Below are 16,443 nucleotides of genomic sequence, written 5' to 3'. Positions count from 1 at the left end.
CTTGCAGGCGGGCCGCGCTTGTGCATAGTGGCTGGACACGGGACGGGACCGTCGGAGCTTTTTGAACGATGTCCATGCTTATCCTGGGTCCGGTGCTCAAGCGCCTGATCCGCCACGGTACTTTGACGGTAATTGAAGCTGATGGCCGCAGCCGCGTTTTCGGCACCAAGGAACAAGGCTGGCCCGATCTTACCCTGCGCCTGATGGACAAGAAGGTGCCGGGTTTCCTGGCCCGCAACCCCAGCCTGGGTCTGGGCGAAGCCTATATGGATGACCGCGTTCGCATCGAAGGCGGCGATATCATGGATTTCATCAGCTTCGTGCGGGCCAACAACCCGTGGGAGCGTGCCGGCGATATCGACAACCCCGGCCCGATGCGCAAGCTGTGGCTCAACATCGTCGGCCGGGTCGACCGGGTCAACGCCCGCGCCGCCTCGCGCCGCAACGTGGCGCACCACTACGATCTCGATGACCGGCTCTACGATCTGTTTCTCGACCCGCTGCGTCAGTATTCCTGCGCCTATTGGGCCGATGGCGTCACCACGCTGGAAGAAGCGCAACACGCCAAGGTTGAGCATATCGCCGCCAAGCTGGCGCTGCGCCCGGGACACCGCGTGCTCGATATCGGCTGCGGCTGGGGCGGTCTTGCCATCCAGTTGCACAAGCTGACCGGCGCGAGCGTGCATGGCATCACCCTGTCCAAGGAACAGCTCGCCTATGCCAAGGGCTGGGCCGCGCGCGAAGGCGTGGACGGGCAGGTCACTTTCAGCCTGACCGACTATCGCGACGTGACCGACCACTATGATCGCATCGTCTCGGTGGGCATGTTCGAGCATGTCGGCGTGCCCAATTTCGGCGCCTATTTCCAGAAGTGCCACGATATCCTGGCCGAGGATGGCGTGATGCTGATGCACACGATCGGCCGCGTCGGCCCGCCCTCGGTCACCGATGACTTCACGCGCAAGTACATCTTCCCCGGCGGCTATATCCCGGCGATGAGCGAAACCGTTGCCGCGATCGAGCCCAACCGCCTGATGGTCACCGATGTGGAAGTGCTGCGTCGCCATTATGCGCCCACGCTGCGCGCCTGGTACGAACGCTGCGTGGCCAACAAGGACAAGATCGAGGCGCTGTTCGACGCGCGCTTCTATCGCATGTGGCTGTTCTATCTGTCAGGCGCGGCGACCGCGTTCGAGCATGCCGACATGGTCAATTTCCAGTTCCAGCTGGTGCGTCACCGCGATTCCCTGCCGCTTACCCGCGATTACATCGGCACTGAAGAGGCCAGTCTGCGCGCGCGCCGCCTGGCTGCCGCCGGCGCCGATAACGACGCCGACGGGACCAAGGTCTTTCAGTTCGATGCCAATTCGCGCACCAGCGCCGGCGCCGGATAGATCTTTTCCAGCGCCTGCTGCACGGCGGCGGTGCTGACCACCACGGTGCGGTTCACATCGCCCTGGTAGCCATAGTTGCCACCCAGCGAGTGGATGTTGCCGTCAAAGGCGGCGCCGATCACGGCGCCGTTTTTGTCCACCACGGGTGAGCCGGAATTGCCGCCGATGATATCGTTGGTGGTGACGAAATCGAACGGCGTGGCCTTGTCGATCTGGGCGGCGTGGTCGGTAAACTGCTTGGCCAGCAGGAACGGCTGCGCCCCGGTGGCGCGATCGAACGCGCCGCCCATGGTGGTCACCGGCGCCACATCGGCGCCGCGTTCCTTCCACCCGGCCACCTTGCCATAGCTGATGCGCAGGGTGAACGTGGCATCGGGATAGAGCGTGGCGCCATAGGCGGCAAAGCGCGCATCGGCGAGCTTGGCCCCGGCAGCAGCCAACGGACCCTGATACTGCGAATCCACGGCCTTTTGCAGTTCGCGCTGGCGCGGCTCCAGGCTGCGGGCATAGACGATCATCGGATCGGTGCTGGCCGCAATCGCCGCAGCGCCCCCTTCCCACAGCGCCTTGCGCACCGCCGGATCGCCCAGCTTGGTGCCGGTCACCAGCCGCGCCGAAAGGTCTTCGGGGCTTTCCTTGCCCAGCATCAGGCGCGTGTCGGGATCATCGGCGCCCAGGTATTCGCGCGCCTTGGACAGGCTCCATTCCATTTCCAGCTGTTCGAGCCAAGGATAGATCGGCTTGGCATCGAGCACCTGCTTTTCCAGCAGGGGCAGCGCGCTGTCGGTATAGCCGGGCAGGCGCTCGCCATTGGGCTTGGCCTTTTCGATCGCGGCCTTCACCAGCGTTTCGGCATAGCCATAGAGATCGCCCATCGGCTGGGTAAAGCGATAGGCGGGATAGATGTTGCGATAGGCGGCCACCGCCTCGCTCACCTGGCTCCACGGATCACCGATCGCGGCATTGCCGGCGACCTTGGCCTTGAGCGTGGCTTCGTTGTCGGCCAGCATCTTGACGAACGCTGGGTCGTTCAGCGCCTTTTGCCGGCCGATATAGACCTTGAGCGCGTTTTCAAAGCCGAACAGGCTGTCGCCGCCCTCGCGCTTGCGCTGCGGGCTTTGCTCCATCGCGGTGATCAGGCGGCCGCGCAGTTCCGACAGCACGGTGTTGGTGATCGGCAGGGAAACTTCGCGCTGGAACGCGATCTGCGACATCGTGAACAGGCGCTGGGTGGAACCGGGATTGCCGACCACGAACGTTGCCTCGCCCGGCTGCGGCGCGCGCGGGCTCCACTTGAGGTGCGCGGCCACCTTGACCGGCTTGCCGTTTTCATAGGCGCGCAGGAACGCGGCATCGAGGGCATAGCGCGGATAGTTGAAGTTGTCGGGATCGCCACCAAAGAACGCCGCCTGGAATTCCGGCGCCCAGACCAGCCGCACATCGGAATACTTGCGATAGGTATAGAGCTTGTACTGCCCGCCGCCGAACAGGGTGACGACCTGGCAGCGCGTGGTGGCCAGGTCCTTGCAGCCGGCCTTTTCGATCTCGGCGATCTTGGCGTCGCGCGCCTTGACCAGCGCTTCCCCGGCGAGGCTGCCGATCGCGCCCTTCACTGCCCCGGTCACATCGGTGATGGCCGTCACCACTTCGGCCTGCTGGCCCGGGCACTTGCGCTCGTCCTCGCGCTGCGCGGCAACAAAGCCGTTGGCCACGAGGTCTTCCTTTTCGCTCGACAGGTTCTGCGCGCATTCCACCACGCAGTGATGGTTGGTGAGGATCAGGCCCTCGGCCGAGACGAAGCTGGCGGAACAGCCGCCAGTCAACCGCACGGCAGAGGCGCGCACGCGATCGAGCCAGGCCTGGTCGGGCGCCCAGCCATAGTCCTGCTTCATCTTCGCGGCGGGAAAGGCATCGAACGTCCACATGCCCTCGTCGGCCTGCGCCGGAGTGGCAAGGGCAAAGGGCGTGGCCAGCATGGCGCCGGCCATCATGGCCTGGCGCAGACGCGAAAGCGCGGGTGAAGACAGCATGATAGACATCCTCTTGCAGGGCATTGCGATGCGCGCAGGGGTGCCATGGACCGCGGCGCGCCGCAAACCGAAACGAAGGCAAAGAATGGAAATCTTGGGCCACGCCAATCGGTCCGAAACCGACAGAATGCCGCAGCACGGTAAGCACTGAACCGCGCTGAACATTTTTACGGTTCTTTGCAAACCACGCCGCAACAAACGGCAATGTCGCTCGGAACCCAAACTATCGCGGGATGACTTTGCCGCCCGATTGAGGCCCAACGCTACAGGTCTTCACTTAGCAGGGGGTATAAGGGAAGCGACATTGGCATTGATGGAACAAGGCCGGATGCAGGCGGATTGGCCATAGCTCCGGAGGGTTGCCAACGGCTGGGGAAGTCGTGGCATCTGCTATCCGTCGGGCGGTGTCGCTGCCCGACCCGCCCACCCACGCGCCCGGCCACCCGGCATGGCGCGGCCGTTTCTGCCTGCTCCATCGGCAGCCATTCGACCATGCCTTGTGCCCCCTGCCTTGCGGGGATGATCGAGCCGCAAAAGTGCAATGGCGCCGGCTCTCCGGCCTCCTTAGGCCCGATGGCGTGGCGCCGTCACCTGCCGCCTGTCACCTGCCTGGCCCGGCGCCTGCCTGCCTCGGCGGGAGGAGCGCAGCGGCGGATCACAATGAGGTAATTGGTCAGCGGGGACGGCCCGCCCCGCGCCATCACGTCGTTCCGCGCCTCATCCGCGGCCCGGCGATGGCGCGGCCGATCAATTCCCATCCATCGGCGTCACCATCCGAACCGGCGCTGGCACAGCCACCCGGGGCCGCGCACCGCCTCACTGCCAGGCGCGGAACGTCACGCCCAAGGTGCGCGGATCGCTTGGCGTGCCCAGGATCAGGCCGGAATTGCCGGCCTGGATCGTCAGGTTCTGGATATAGTTGGCCTTGAACAGGTTGCGCGCAAACACGCCCAGTTCCACGCCCGGCCCGCCATCGCGGCGGCTGCGCCAGGCCAGGCTGGCGTTGGTCAGCGCATAGCCATCGATCCAAGTATAGCGCGAGAGCGAGGGATCGCCGTTATAGCTGCTGCGCCACGCGGTATCGCTGTGCAGCACCCATTCGCCCCGGGCCATCGGCAGGCGATAGTCCACGCCCAGCGTCTCGCTCCAGCGCGACAGCCCGGTCAGCGCCTTGCCGGTCAGGTTGCACGCGGTGGTCGCCGCGGTCTGCGCCTCCAGCGGGCACGGCCCCTTGGGATAATCGGTATAGCGCCCATCGGCATAGGCCAGGCCCGCCGTCAGCACGAGGCCGCCCCAGTGCAGTGCGGCATCGGCCTCAACCCCCTGCACCCGCACGCGCGGGATGTTGGCAAGATAGCCACGCAGGGCCACGGTCTGGCTGGAATCGACCACCGTTGCCTGGAAATCGCGCACCGTGGTGCGATAGGCGGCCAGGTTGAGCAGCAGGTGCCGATCCCACCACTCGCTCTTGATCCCGCCTTCCCAGGTGATGTTGCGTTCGGGCCGGATCACGGCCGTGGCCAGGACTGGCTGGTTGGCGCTGTCGAGCGGCAGGCCCGACATGTTGATCCCACCCGATTTGAACCCCTGGGCATAGCCGCCATAGGCCATCACCGTATCGCTCACCTGCCAAGCCAGGTTGGCGCGGCCCGACAGGCTGGAATCGCGGGTGCTGGCGCCATAGGCCTGCGGCCGCAGCACCGACAGTTGCGCGGCGAGCAGCGCGGCGTTGGTCACCTGTGGGCCGCCGAACACGCTGGTGGTATATTGGCCGTTCTTGTCTTCCCAGGTCTGGCGCAGGCCGCCGGTCAGCGTCAGGCGCGGTACGATCGTCCAGTTCGCCTCGGCAAAGGCGGCATAGCTGTTGACGGCAAAGCGCGTGTCGCCACCCTGGCCATAGCCGTCGAGCAGGTTGGCCGGGATCGCCGTGCCATTGCTGGTGGTTGTGCCGAGCAGCCACGGCGCACCATAGGGGCCATAGATCGAGATCGGATGCCCGGTGATGACCTGGCGGAAGTAATAGAGCCCGGCGACATAGGACAGCGCGCGCTGCCCGTCAGAGGCAAGGCGCAGTTCCTGGCTTATCTGGTCCTGACGTGAGGGGATGTGCTGCGTGGTCTGGATCGGCAAGCCGGTATAGTCGCGGTCATTGGCCGCGTCCCAGTTCCAGAAGCGCCAGGCGCTGATCGACGTCAGCGTGGCTCCGCCCAGATGCCAATCGAGCGTGGCGGCAATGCCGCCCTCGTTGGTGTTCACCCCCAGTCCGGCGTCGATGTCGGTCAGCCGGTCATAGGGGTTGGTGCTGGGCGGCGCATAGTGCGCGGCTGCCGCCAGCGCGGAATATTGCCGCGACGGGCTGCGCAGGCTGGTGCCGACGCGCAGATAGACCTGGGTGCAGCAGTCCCCGCCAAAGCGGGCATAATCGGCCACCACGCGCAACTGCACGCTGGCAGAAGGGGTGAACAGCAACTGGCCGCGCAGCGCCTGGTTATCGACGCTGTTCTGATCAGCCCCGGTGCGCACGTTATGGATCACGCCATCGCGCCGCGTCAGCAGGCCCGAAAGGCGATAGGCCAGCACGTCATCGATCAGCGGCCCTGTGGCCATGGCTTTGGCCTGCACCAGGCGGCGTTCGCCCACGCTCACCTCTTCGCTCGCCGCCGGGGTGAACGAGGGCAGGCGCGAGGTGATGGCAATGGCGCCGGCCGTGGTGTTCTTGCCAAACAGGGTGCCTTGCGGCCCGCGCAAGACCTCCACCCGCTCAACATCGGCAAAGTCGAACGCCGCCGTGGCCGGCCGTGCATGATAGACGCCATCGACATAGAACCCCACGCCCGGCTCGAGCCCATCGTTGGCCTGGCTGACCGCCACCACGCTCGATCCCAGGCCACGGATGGTAAAGGCGGTGTTGCGCGGGTTCGCCGAGGAATAGGTGAGCGCCGGCACCAGCGTGGTGAGCGCCTGGGTGTTCACCGCCAGCGACCGATCGAGCCACGCGCCATCGACCACGCTGAGCGCGGCCGGCACCGATTGGGCCGGTTCAGGGCGTTGACGCGCCGTCACCACGATATCGCCGGCCGTGCGCAGGGCATCCGTGCCCGCGACCGGAACGCTGGCGGCGTCGGGCGAATCAGCCCAGGCTGGGTTCGCTATGCCGAGGCCGGTTGCCAGCGCCAGGGCGCACGGCACAGCCCGCCGCCAGCGGCGATCGATCACGTTTTGCATGGAATGTCTTGCCCCTGCACCGACGGCCCGCCCGGCAGACCGTCATAAAATGTCACTTCAAGCTATATTCACTGAAACATAGCATGGCGCAAGAGCGGATCGAAGCTGCGGAAATGGCAGCACATTCACCATCAAATCCGTCTATTTCACGTCAATCCTTTGTCACGAATGTGTCATCAAAACGTCATAGGGGCAGCCAACAGCCCTGAACGGACACCCTTTCCCATGCGTATCCTGCCCTCTCTCTGCAGTGCCGTTGCCCTGGCAGCAGTCCTGTTTGCCCCGGTCGCTGCGCGGGCCGATACCGATACCCAGGGATGGGGAACGCTGCTGGTCACAGCCAAGGCAGGCAAGAACTGGCGCCTGTCCAACGAAACCATCCTGCGCACCGGCAATGCGCGCGGTTTCTACGAACTCGAAAACAACTTCATGGTTGGCTACAACCTCGACAAGACGTTCACCGTCTGGCTGGGCTACACCCATGATCCCAACTACCTGCATGGCGATTTCGCGGTGATGGAGCGGCGCTTTCGCCAGCAGGTGAGCTTTGACAACTTTGCCCATCTCGGCCCGGTGCGCTTTAACGGCCGTATGCGGCTGGAACAGCGCTGGCGCGACAACATGCCCGGCACCGCCTGGCGCCTGCGCCCGTTCCTCAAGGCCAGCCTGCCCGTGGCGCAGGGCAGCAAGGTGATGATCGTGGCTAGCCACGAAAGCTTCATCGATCTCAACAAGACCGTGTTCCAGACCGTGAACGGCGAGGAGCGCATGCGCAATTTCATCGGCATCAATGCGCCGATCGCCAAGAAGCTGACGATCGAGGCCGGCTATCTCAACCAGCACGGCGTGCGCCCCGGCAAGCTCGACACCAGCGACCATGTCGCCTCGGTGGCGCTCAACATCGCGCTCTAAGCGTCTGAAAGGCAGCTGCCTCCCACACCCCGCGCCCCGCCTGGCGGCGCGTGCGGGGCAGGCCCGCCCTGCTGTGCCGAACCGGGGGGAACGGCGCCGTGGGGCGGGCCGATCCGCGCGGGGCCAATCCGCGCAGGGCTTGCCTTAGCGGCCGTGCGCCCCTAGCGGGCGGGGCACAGCCGAGCAAACCGCAAACCCGGAGTCGAACCATGGTCCCCCGTTATGCCCGCCCCGCGATGACCGCGATCTGGGAGCCCGAAGCGCGCTATCGCATCTGGTTCGAGATCGAGGCCCACGCCACGCAGAAGCTGGGCGACCTGGGCGTGGTGCCCGCAAGCGGCGCCAAGGCGCTGTGGGACTGGTGGGCGACCAATCCCGCCATCGACGTGGCCGCGATCGACGCGATCGAGGCGGTGACCAAGCATGACGTGATCGCGTTCCTCGATTGGGTGGCGCAGCAGGTTGGCCCCGAGGCGCGCTTCATGCACCAGGGCATGACCAGCTCTGACGTGCTCGACACCACGCTGGCCGTGCAACTGGCCCGTGCCGCCGACATCCTGCTCGAAGATATCGACGCGCTGCTCGCCGCGATCAAGCGCCGCGCGCTGGAGCACAAGTACACGCCCACCATCGGCCGCAGCCACGGCATCCATGCCGAACCGACCACGTTCGGCAAGAAGCTGGCCGAAGCCTATGCCGAGTTTTCGCGCTGCCGCGCGCGCCTGGTCAATGCCCGCGCCGAAATCGCCACCTGCGCCATTTCCGGCGCGGTCGGCACCTTTGCCAACATCGATCCGGAGGTGGAAGAATACGTGGCCGAGCAGCTTGGCCTGAGCGTGGAGCCGGTTTCCACCCAGGTGATCCCGCGCGATCGCCATGCCATGTTCTTTGCCACGCTGGGCGTGATCGCCAGCTCGATCGAGCGCCTGGCCACCGAAGTGCGCCACCTGCAGCGTACCGAAGTGCTCGAAGCGGAAGAATACTTCTCGCCGGGGCAAAAGGGTTCGTCGGCCATGCCGCACAAGCGCAACCCGATCCTGACCGAAAACCTCACCGGCCTGGCCCGCGTGGTGCGCTCGGCCGTCACCCCTGCGCTGGAAAACGTGGCGCTGTGGCATGAACGCGATATCTCGCACTCCTCGGTGGAGCGCTTCATCGGCCCCGACGCCACGATCACGCTCGACTTCGCGCTGGCGCGCCTCACCTCGGTGGTCGACAAGCTGGTGGTCTATCCCGAGCGCATGCAGAAGAACCTCGACCGCATGGGCGGCCTGGTCCACTCGCAGCGCGTGCTGCTGGCGCTGACCCAGGCCGGCGTGACCCGCGATGAAGCCTATCGCCTGGTCCAGCGCAATGCGATGAAGGTGTGGGAATCCGACGGCCAGCTCTCGCTGCTCGAACTGCTCAAGGCCGATGCCGACGTGACCAAGGCGCTGAGCCCGCAGACGATCGAGGAAAAGTTCAACCTCGATTATCATTTCAAGGCTGTGGATACCATCTTCGCCCGGGTGTTTGGCGAATAATGCAAGTGCTGGCGCTTCGTCTGCAATCTGCCTAAGGTCCGCCACCCGTGCGTACGGCACGGCAGGTTGAAGGGTGAAGCGCCGCACATGAAGCAGATCCGCATCGTCTTGTGGCTGGCCTTGATCGCGGCCTTTGCCGCGTTCATCGCCATGAACGCGGACACCGCCCGCGTGAATTTCTGGCCATATGGCGCGGGCTATCTGCACTTCGATTGGCCGGTGGGCTTTGTCGCCCTGGTCTTTTTCCTGGCCGGTTTCGTGCCGCCGTGGGCGGCGGGCCGGCTGCGCCGCTGGCGCCTCAAGCGCCGCATCGCCACCCTGGAGTCGAGCCTGGTGAGCCAGGCCGGCGCCTTTCCTGCCACCGACGCCGCCAGCGATGCGGCCCAGACGGATATCCACCCGTGAGCAACCCGATCTTTCTTGCCGTCGACCTTCCCCGTCTCGATGCCGCCGTGGCGCTGGGGCAAAAGGTGAAAGGCCACGTCGGCGGATTGAAGCTGGGGCTGGAATTCTTCTGCGCGCATGGCCACCACGGCGTGCATGAAATGGCCAAGATCGGCATGCCGATCTTCCTCGATCTCAAGCTGCACGACATTCCCAACACGGTGGCAGCGGCGATGCAGTCGATCCACGTGCTGCAGCCGGCGATCGTTACCATCCACGCCTCGGGCGGGCGCGCGATGATGGAAGACGCCAAGGCGGCCGCCGGTGAAGGCTGCAAGGTGGTGGCGGTAACCGTGCTGACCAGCCTGGACGATGCCGATCTGGCGCGCGGCGGGGTCAGCGGTTCGTCGCACGACCAGGTCCTGCGCCTGGCAGATCTGGCGCAGGAAGCCGGCCTTGATGGCATCGTCTGTTCCGGGCACGAGGTGGGCGAAGTGCACCGCCGCTGGAAGAACGGCTATTTCGTGGTGCCGGGCCTGCGCCCTGCCGAAGGCCGGGGTTCGGCGCTCGGTGACCAGAAGCGTGCGGTGACCCCGCGCGCGGCGCGCGATGCCGGCGCTTCGTGCCTGGTCATCGGCCGCCCGATCAGCCGCGCCGAAGACCCCCTGGCCGCCGCCCGCGCCATCGAAGCCACGCTCTGATCCATCATGCCCGGCGTTGCACCCGCGCTCACGTTCAGGCTGGCCACGCCGACCGATCTGCCGGCGCTGCGCCGCCTGGTCGAACGCGCCTATCGCGGCGACACAGCACGCCAGGGCTGGACGCACGAGGCTGACCTGCTGGATGACGAGCGCACGTCTGACGCAGAACTCGCCGCTGCCATCACCGCGCCGGACCGCTGCGTAATCGTGGCGCAGTCCGCCGATGGCGCGCTGATCGGCACCGTTACCCTGACGGCGCTGCCGCAGGGCAAGGCCTACCTCGGCATGTTGTGCGTCGATCCCGATGTGCAGGCCGGTGGCCTGGGCCGCGCGCTGCTGGCGCAATGCGATGCGATGGCCCAAAGCGAGCTGGGCGCCCGCGCAATCGAAATGACGGTGATCGATCGCCGCCCCGAACTGATCGCCTGGTACGAGCGGCGCGGCTATGTTCGCACCGGCGAAACCCGGCCTTTCCCTGGCGCCACGCCGGTCGACTTCGCCATGGTCGTACTGGAACGGATGGTTTCCTGAACGGTTACCCCGGCAACGGTTCAGCGCGCTGCAAGCTCGCTTCGGCCATTCCCCAGCCGTCACATACGGAGACCGTCCCGATGAAGCGCCTTATCCTCGCCGCCAGTCTTTCCGCCCTGCCCTTGGCCGCGCTGGTCACCCCCGCCATGGCCCAGCAGGCCGTGCAGACCGCCCCGGTCGTCAGCCCGGGCGCCACGGTGCTGACCGTGCAGGCCGAAGGCCGCAGCACCCGCGTGCCCGATCTGGCAGTCTTCACCGCCGGCGTTACCACCCAGGGCCAGACGGCGAGCGAGGCGCTGGCCGCCAACGCCCGCGCGATGAACGCCACGATGGCGGCCCTCAAGTCCAGCGGCGTGGCTGCCCGCGACATGCAGACCAGCAACCTGTCGGTCAGCCCGGTCTATGGCGAGCAGAAGCGCCTGGCCGATGGTAGCACGCAAGGTGATCCGGTGATCGTGGGCTATCGCGCCACCAACCAGGTGCAGGTCAAGCAGCGTGACCTTGCGCGCTATGGCCAGGTGATCGATACGCTGGTCAAGGCCGGCGCCAACGAAGTCAACGGCCCCAGCTTCCAGATCGACAAACCCGAGGCGGCAATGGACGAGGCGCGCATCGATGCCGTGGCCAAGGCCCGCGCCCGCGCCGATCTCTATGCCCGCGCCGCCGGCCTCAAGGTGGTGCGCATGTTGACCATCAGCGAAACCGGTGGCTGGTCGCCGCAGCCGCCGATGCTCTATGCCCGCGCCGACAAGATGATGATGGCCGCGCCCAGCCCGGTTGCGGCCGGCGAACTGGACGTCAACGCCAACGTCACCATCACGTTCGAGCTTGCACCGCAGTAAGCAAGACGCCACATGGGCTGGCCATGCCAGCCCCAGCCATCAAGATCTGCGGAATCAACACGAGTGCCGCGCTCGACGCCACGCTTGCCGCGCGCGCCGATTATGCCGGCCTCGTGTTCTTTCCCCCTTCCCCCCGCCATGTCACCATCCGCGACGCCGCGCTGCTTGGCGCGCGCAACGCCGGGCGCAGCCGCCTGGTCGGCCTGTTCGTGGATGCCGATGATGCCACGATCGGCGAGGCGATTGCCGCGGCCCACCTCGATGTGCTGCAGCTTCACGGCCACGAAACCCCCGAACGCGCCGCGCAGTTGAAAGCCCAGTTTGGCCTGCCGGTGTGGAAGGCGCTGTCGGTGGCCGCACCTGCCGATGTCGCTGCCGCCACCCGCTATGCCGGGGCGGCCGATCTCTTGCTGTTCGACGCCAAGGCACCCAAGGGCGCGGCCATTCCCGGCGGCCTGGGGCTGGTGTTCGATTGGGCGCTGCTCAACGCCTATCGCGGCCCCACGCCATGGGGCCTGGCCGGCGGCCTGGGCCCCGACAATGTTGCCGATGCCGTGCGCCAGACCGGCGCCGAACTCGTCGACGTATCATCCGGCGTGGAAAGCGCGCCTGGCGTCAAGGACGAAAGCCGCATCCAGACGTTCTGCCGCGCGGCCCGATCGGCCCGATCGGCCTGAACGCCAACGCCGGCCACAGCCGCGCAACCCGCAGCCCCGCAAACGACAACGGGCGACGCTTTCGCGCCGCCCGCTGCTTTTCCTGGGTCGGAAATTGTCCTGTCGAAACAGGGTCCGATCAGAACTTCAGGCCAACGCCAGCGGTCACCGCATCGCGGTTGCCCAGGCCTTCGTCGGCGATGTAGTGGCGGTATTCCACCTTGCCGTAGAACTTCTGCATGAACGACTTCTGCACGCCGGCGCCAAAGTTCCACGCGCCGCCGCAATCGGTGCAGGGCGTGGTGGCATAGCCGCCCACGGCATAAAGCTTGGTGCCGGCCAGGTTCGCACCCAGGCGGCCGCTCACGCCAACCGACACGCGCTTGGCATAGCTGTTAAGTATCTTGTCAGCCGAGACTTCGACGCCGCCGAAGGCTGCCGGGCCAAGATCGTAGTCATAGCCTGCCGCAACGCCAGCCGTGGCATCGGTGGCATCGTGATTCCAGAGCACACCGCTGTGCGCTTCGACGCGGACCTCGTTGGCCATGGCCGGGGCGGCTGCAGCCAGGGTACCGGCGAGCGCGAGAAGAACGAGACGCATAATAAACCTCCTTGCATTCAATCCGCCGTTTGGTGCGGCGGTCGATCGGGCAAGTAGGCCGCACGCCAATCGTCAACAAGTCATAACTGTAAGATTTCTGACTCTAACATAGTATGCATGGCATTTTTGCCACAGTTTCTGTCAATTTTGAAAGGTTTATCCCTATCTGAACAAATAGACAGAAAGTATCGTTGCAGTAATGTAAAACACAAAAAGGCGGCCCCATTACGGGACCGCCTTCACGACGTTGCAAGACGCCATCTAGCGCCCAGACATTACGCCAGGATGAACGCGCAATCGTGCAAATTGCTGAAATGCGATTGCAAAAATGCAAACTACGGTAAAATGCCTTGACCATGCCCGGCGCCGGGCGGGCGCCACTGACCCGCCGCCCCTTTGGCCATGAATCTGGACAACCGCCCCGCCCTCTGCCAAGCGGCTGGACCATGACTGCCCAGAACCCGAACAGCTTCCGCAACCAGCCCGACGATCGTGGCCACTTCGGCCAGTTCGGCGGTCGCTATGTCGCCGAAACGCTGATGCCGCTGATCCTCGATCTCGAAACGGAATACCGCAAGGCCAAGGCCGATGCCGCGTTCCAGGCCGAATTCGACGACCTGCTCGAACACTATGTCGGCCGGCCCAGCCCGCTCTATTTCGCGCCGCGGCTGACCGAGGAGCTGGCCAAGAATGCGCCGGCAGGCAAGGGCGCGCAGGTCTGGTTCAAGCGCGACGAGCTCAACCATACTGGCGCACACAAGATCAACAACTGCATCGGCCAGATCCTGCTGGCGATGCGCATGGGCAAGACCCGGATCATCGCCGAAACCGGCGCGGGCCAGCATGGCGTGGCCACCGCCACTGTCTGTGCGCGCTTTGGCCTGCCCTGCGTGGTCTATATGGGCGCCACCGACGTCGCCCGCCAGGCGCCCAACGTGTTCCGCATGAAGCTGCTCGGCGCCGAAGTGGTGCCGGTGACCGCTGGCGCCGGCACGCTCAAGGACGCGATGAACGAAGCGCTGCGCGACTGGGTGGCGAACGTGCATGACACGTTCTACATCATCGGCACCGCCGCCGGCCCGCACCCCTATCCCGAGCTGGTGCGCGATTTCCAAAGCGTGATCGGCAAGGAAGCCCGCGCCCAGATGCTCGCCCGCACCGGGCGCCTGCCCGATGTGCTGGTCGCCGCGATCGGTGGCGGGTCCAACGCCATCGGCCTGTTTCACCCGTTCCTCGATGATCCCGACGTCAAGATGCTGGGTGTCGAGGCGGCTGGCCATGGCCTTGACAAGGAACACGCCGCTTCGCTCGCCGGTGGGCGCCCTGGCGTTCTCCACGGCAACAAGACCTACCTGTTGCAGGACGAGGACGGCCAGATCACCGAAGGCCACTCGATCAGTGCCGGCCTGGATTACCCCGGCATCGGGCCAGAGCATGCCTGGCTCAGGGATGTCGGCCGCGTCGACTATACCTCGGTCACCGATACCGAGGCACTCGAAGGCTTCCAGCTGCTCTGCCGCACCGAAGGGATCATCCCCGCGCTCGAGCCGGCCCATGCCATCGCTGCTGTCACCAAGCTGGCGCCGACCATGGACAAGGACCAGATCATCCTCGCTAACCTGTGTGGCCGGGGCGACAAGGACATCTTCTCGGTGGCCGAGCACCTGGGGGTGAAGCTGTAAAATCAATCGGCAAGCAGGCCTTTCCACTCCCCACGCGTCACCCCGGACGTGATCCGGGGTCCAGCTGAATGCGTGCAGCCAAGGGAGAGGCCGCAAGCTGGACCCCGGATCACGTCCGGGGTGACGATGAGGGCAAAAGGCAGGGCTCTTTGCATCTCGGCGCAAATCACGTAGTGCGCAGCCCGGAACCTGAAAGATCATGGAAGGTGTGTTGGAAATGATGTCCTTGCCGCTGGCGATCGCGAGCGTGACATGCAGTGGAGTTGTCGGCTGATGACCCGCCTTTCCAATGCCTTTGCCAAGGGCCATGCTGCCCTCGTGTGCTTCGTCACCGGCGGTGATCCCACGCCCGAGGCGACGCCCGCGATCCTTGACGCACTGGTGGCCGGTGGCGCCGACGTGATCGAGCTGGGCATGCCGTTCACCGATCCCATGGCCGATGGCCCGGCGATCCAGAACGCCAACCTGCGCGCGCTCGCCGCCGGCACCAAGACCGCGCATATCCTGGCCATCGCCAAGGGCTTCCGCGCGCGCCATCCCGATGTGCCGCTGGTGCTGATGGGCTATGCCAATCCGATGATCACCCGCGGCGCGGAATGGTTTGCCGATGCCTGCGCCGATGCCGGCATCGATGGCGTGATCTGCGTCGATATTCCCAGCGAGGAAGACCCCGAACTGGGCCCGGCGCTGCGCGCACACGGCATTTCGCCCATTCGCCTCGCCACCCCCACCACCGATGCCGCGCGCCTGCCCGCCGTGCTCGATGGTTCGGGCGGGTTCCTCTATTATGTTTCGGTTGCCGGCATCACCGGCAAGCAATCGGCCGCGCTCGCCTCGATCCAAGAGGCAGTGGCGCGGATCAAGCAGACCGCCACGATCCCCGTTGCCGTGGGCTTTGGCGTGCGCACGCCCGAACAGGCCGGTGGGATTGCCGCCGTGGCCGATGGCGTCGTCGTCGGCTCGGCTCTGGTGGATCTCGTGGCCCAACACGGCGCTGATGCCGCCGGCCCGGTACGCGATCTTGTCGCGTCGCTGAGCGCGGCCGTGCATGCGGCGCGAAAGGATATCGCATGAGCTGGATCAACCGCGTTCGCAACGCGCTGCCCTTCACCCCCAAGCGCGACACGCCCGACAACCTGTGGATCAAGTGCCCCGGGTGCAGCGAAATGCTGTTCACCAAGGAATATGAGGACAACCAGTCGGTCTGCCCGCGCTGCGATCATCATGGCCGCATCGGCGCCGATGCGCGCTTGGCGCAGCTGATGGACCCGGGCTTTACCCTGCTCCCTGCGCCCAAGGTCAAGGAAGACCCGCTCAAGTTCCGCGACACCAAGAAATATGGCGATCGCATCAAGGCCGCTCGTGCTGCCAACCCGCACCCCGATGCGCTGACCAACGCGGTGGGCCGCATCGAAGGCAAGAAGGCCGTCGTCGGCGTGCAGGAATTCGCTTTCATGGGCGGATCGATGGGCATGGCCGTGGGCAATGCCTTCATCGCCGGCACCGAACGCGCGATCCGTGAAAAGTGCCCCTATATCGCCGTCACCGCAGCCGGTGGCGCGCGCATGCAGGAAGGCATCCTCAGCCTCATGCAGATGCCGCGCTCGACCGTGGCGATCAGCCGCCTGCACGCCGCCGGCCTGCCCTATATCGTGGTCTTGACCGATCCCACCACCGGCGGCGTCACCGCCAGCTATGCCATGCTTGGCGATGTCCAGATTGCCGAGCCGGGCGCGCTCATCGGTTTTGCCGGCCAGCGCGTGATCCAGGACACCATCCGCGAAAAGCTGCCCGAGGGTTTCCAGCGGGCCGAATACCTGCACGCCCATGGCATGATCGACATGGTGGTGCACCGCCACAACCTGCGCGCCACGCTGGCCGAAACCATCGATTACCTGATGGCCGCCAAGGCCGCCTGACGCGAATGCGCCCTGCCCCCGCCTGCGCGCGGGGGCCAGATGG

General features: G+C 65.7%; 14 protein-coding genes. 11 read left to right on the top strand and 3 right to left on the bottom strand.

The genetic code is table 11. The features are described from left to right. Positions 1–74 precede the first annotated feature (74 nt). Positions 75–1,394: an SAM-dependent methyltransferase gene (locus SCA01S_RS00440; protein WP_084390704.1), complete on the top strand. Its 1,320-nt coding sequence runs from the start codon at positions 75–77 to the stop codon at positions 1,392–1,394. On the opposite strand, the gene SCA01S_RS00435 is transcribed toward SCA01S_RS00440, so the two are convergent. Together SCA01S_RS00435 and SCA01S_RS00430 are read right to left on the bottom strand one after the other, a co-directional pair. After that, positions 1,352–3,424 carry a S46 family peptidase gene (locus tag SCA01S_RS00435; RefSeq protein WP_245652393.1) on the bottom strand — a complete coding sequence of 691 codons (2,073 nt, stop codon included), beginning with the start codon at positions 3,422–3,424 and terminating at the stop codon, positions 1,352–1,354. The genes SCA01S_RS00440 and SCA01S_RS00435 overlap by 43 nt on opposite strands. An 816-nt stretch (positions 3,425–4,240) precedes the next feature. Continuing rightward, complete coding sequence (locus tag SCA01S_RS00430; RefSeq protein ID WP_062781774.1) at positions 4,241–6,649, bottom strand: TonB-dependent receptor; 2,409 nt, start codon at positions 6,647–6,649, stop codon at positions 4,241–4,243. A 168-nt stretch (positions 6,650–6,817) separates the two neighbouring features. On the opposite strand from SCA01S_RS00430, the gene SCA01S_RS00425 reads away from it, so the two are divergent. From SCA01S_RS00425 to SCA01S_RS00395, 7 genes are all read left to right on the top strand, one after another. Then, positions 6,818–7,561, top strand: coding sequence for a DUF2490 domain-containing protein (locus SCA01S_RS00425; RefSeq protein ID WP_370525384.1), 744 nt, complete (start codon positions 6,818–6,820; stop codon positions 7,559–7,561). Positions 7,562–7,770: 209 nt separating this feature from the next. Beyond that, positions 7,771–9,084 carry an adenylosuccinate lyase gene (gene purB, locus SCA01S_RS00420; protein ID WP_062781771.1) on the top strand — a complete coding sequence of 438 codons (1,314 nt, stop codon included), beginning with the start codon at positions 7,771–7,773 and terminating at the stop codon, positions 9,082–9,084. An 87-nt stretch (positions 9,085–9,171) separates the two neighbouring features. Further along, positions 9,172–9,489, top strand: a complete 318-nt coding sequence (locus SCA01S_RS00415; protein ID WP_022675994.1) for a LapA family protein — start codon at positions 9,172–9,174, stop codon at positions 9,487–9,489. Continuing rightward, a complete protein-coding gene (gene pyrF, locus SCA01S_RS00410) occupies positions 9,486–10,169 on the top strand; it encodes an orotidine-5'-phosphate decarboxylase (RefSeq protein WP_054131949.1) in 684 nt (227 codons plus the stop codon). The genes SCA01S_RS00415 and pyrF overlap by 4 nt, the downstream gene beginning before the upstream one ends. A gap of 6 nt (positions 10,170–10,175) precedes the next feature. After that, a complete protein-coding gene (locus tag SCA01S_RS00405) occupies positions 10,176–10,700 on the top strand; it encodes a GNAT family N-acetyltransferase (protein WP_054131948.1) in 525 nt (174 codons plus the stop codon). An 80-nt stretch (positions 10,701–10,780) separates the two neighbouring features. After that, on the top strand, positions 10,781–11,542 hold the full coding sequence (locus SCA01S_RS00400; RefSeq protein WP_022675997.1) for an SIMPL domain-containing protein: 762 nt from the start codon (positions 10,781–10,783) through the stop codon (positions 11,540–11,542). A gap of 23 nt (positions 11,543–11,565) precedes the next feature. Next, positions 11,566–12,219, top strand: coding sequence for a phosphoribosylanthranilate isomerase (locus tag SCA01S_RS00395; protein ID WP_062781768.1), 654 nt, complete (start codon positions 11,566–11,568; stop codon positions 12,217–12,219). 118 nt (positions 12,220–12,337) lie between these two features. Here the strand turns inward: SCA01S_RS00395 and SCA01S_RS00390 are convergent, their stop codons facing one another. After that, positions 12,338–12,799 carry an outer membrane beta-barrel protein gene (locus SCA01S_RS00390; RefSeq protein WP_022675999.1) on the bottom strand — a complete coding sequence of 154 codons (462 nt, stop codon included), beginning with the start codon at positions 12,797–12,799 and terminating at the stop codon, positions 12,338–12,340. Positions 12,800–13,245: 446 nt separating this feature from the next. Here SCA01S_RS00390 and trpB point away from each other — a divergent pair, with 446 nt between their 5' ends. The 3 genes from trpB (at position 13,246) to accD (ending at position 16,400) form a co-directional block, all read left to right on the top strand. Then, a complete protein-coding gene (gene trpB, locus SCA01S_RS00385; protein ID WP_062781984.1) occupies positions 13,246–14,481 on the top strand; it encodes a tryptophan synthase subunit beta in 1,236 nt (411 codons plus the stop codon). 273 nt (positions 14,482–14,754) lie between these two features. After that, the gene (gene trpA, locus SCA01S_RS00380) at positions 14,755–15,555 is read left to right on the top strand and encodes a tryptophan synthase subunit alpha (protein ID WP_062781765.1); all 801 of its coding nucleotides are present in this window, start codon (positions 14,755–14,757) and stop codon (positions 15,553–15,555) included. After that, a complete protein-coding gene (accD, locus tag SCA01S_RS00375; RefSeq protein WP_062781762.1) occupies positions 15,552–16,400 on the top strand; it encodes an acetyl-CoA carboxylase, carboxyltransferase subunit beta in 849 nt (282 codons plus the stop codon). Before trpA ends, accD begins: the two co-directional genes overlap by 4 nt. Positions 16,401–16,443: the final 43 nt, after the last annotated feature.

Source organism: Novosphingobium capsulatum NBRC 12533, assembly GCF_001598375.1.
Classification (GTDB): domain Bacteria; phylum Pseudomonadota; class Alphaproteobacteria; order Sphingomonadales; family Sphingomonadaceae; genus Novosphingobium; species Novosphingobium capsulatum.
Note: the sequence above shows the minus strand (reverse complement) of the source record. Positions and strands in the feature narration are given on the sequence as shown.

Excerpts from the sequence above, each read along its gene's own strand:
- SCA01S_RS00440 (WP_084390704.1), top strand. The coding sequence starts at position 75 with ATGCTTATCCTGGGTCCGGTGCTCAAGCGCCTGATCCGCCACGGTACT.
- SCA01S_RS00435 (WP_245652393.1), bottom strand. The coding sequence starts at position 3,424 with ATGCTGTCTTCACCCGCGCTTTCGCGTCTGCGCCAGGCCATGATGGCC.
- SCA01S_RS00430 (WP_062781774.1), bottom strand. The coding sequence starts at position 6,649 with ATGCAAAACGTGATCGATCGCCGCTGGCGGCGGGCTGTGCCGTGCGCC.
- SCA01S_RS00425 (WP_370525384.1), top strand. The coding sequence starts at position 6,818 with ATGTGTCATCAAAACGTCATAGGGGCAGCCAACAGCCCTGAACGGACA.
- purB (WP_062781771.1), top strand. The coding sequence starts at position 7,771 with ATGGTCCCCCGTTATGCCCGCCCCGCGATGACCGCGATCTGGGAGCCC.
- SCA01S_RS00415 (WP_022675994.1), top strand. The coding sequence starts at position 9,172 with ATGAAGCAGATCCGCATCGTCTTGTGGCTGGCCTTGATCGCGGCCTTT.
- SCA01S_RS00405 (WP_054131948.1), top strand. The coding sequence starts at position 10,176 with ATGCCCGGCGTTGCACCCGCGCTCACGTTCAGGCTGGCCACGCCGACC.
- SCA01S_RS00400 (WP_022675997.1), top strand. The coding sequence starts at position 10,781 with ATGAAGCGCCTTATCCTCGCCGCCAGTCTTTCCGCCCTGCCCTTGGCC.
- SCA01S_RS00395 (WP_062781768.1), top strand. The coding sequence starts at position 11,566 with ATGCCAGCCCCAGCCATCAAGATCTGCGGAATCAACACGAGTGCCGCG.
- SCA01S_RS00390 (WP_022675999.1), bottom strand. The coding sequence starts at position 12,799 with ATGCGTCTCGTTCTTCTCGCGCTCGCCGGTACCCTGGCTGCAGCCGCC.
- trpB (WP_062781984.1), top strand. The coding sequence starts at position 13,246 with ATGACTGCCCAGAACCCGAACAGCTTCCGCAACCAGCCCGACGATCGT.
- trpA (WP_062781765.1), top strand. The coding sequence starts at position 14,755 with ATGACCCGCCTTTCCAATGCCTTTGCCAAGGGCCATGCTGCCCTCGTG.
- accD (WP_062781762.1), top strand. The coding sequence starts at position 15,552 with ATGAGCTGGATCAACCGCGTTCGCAACGCGCTGCCCTTCACCCCCAAG.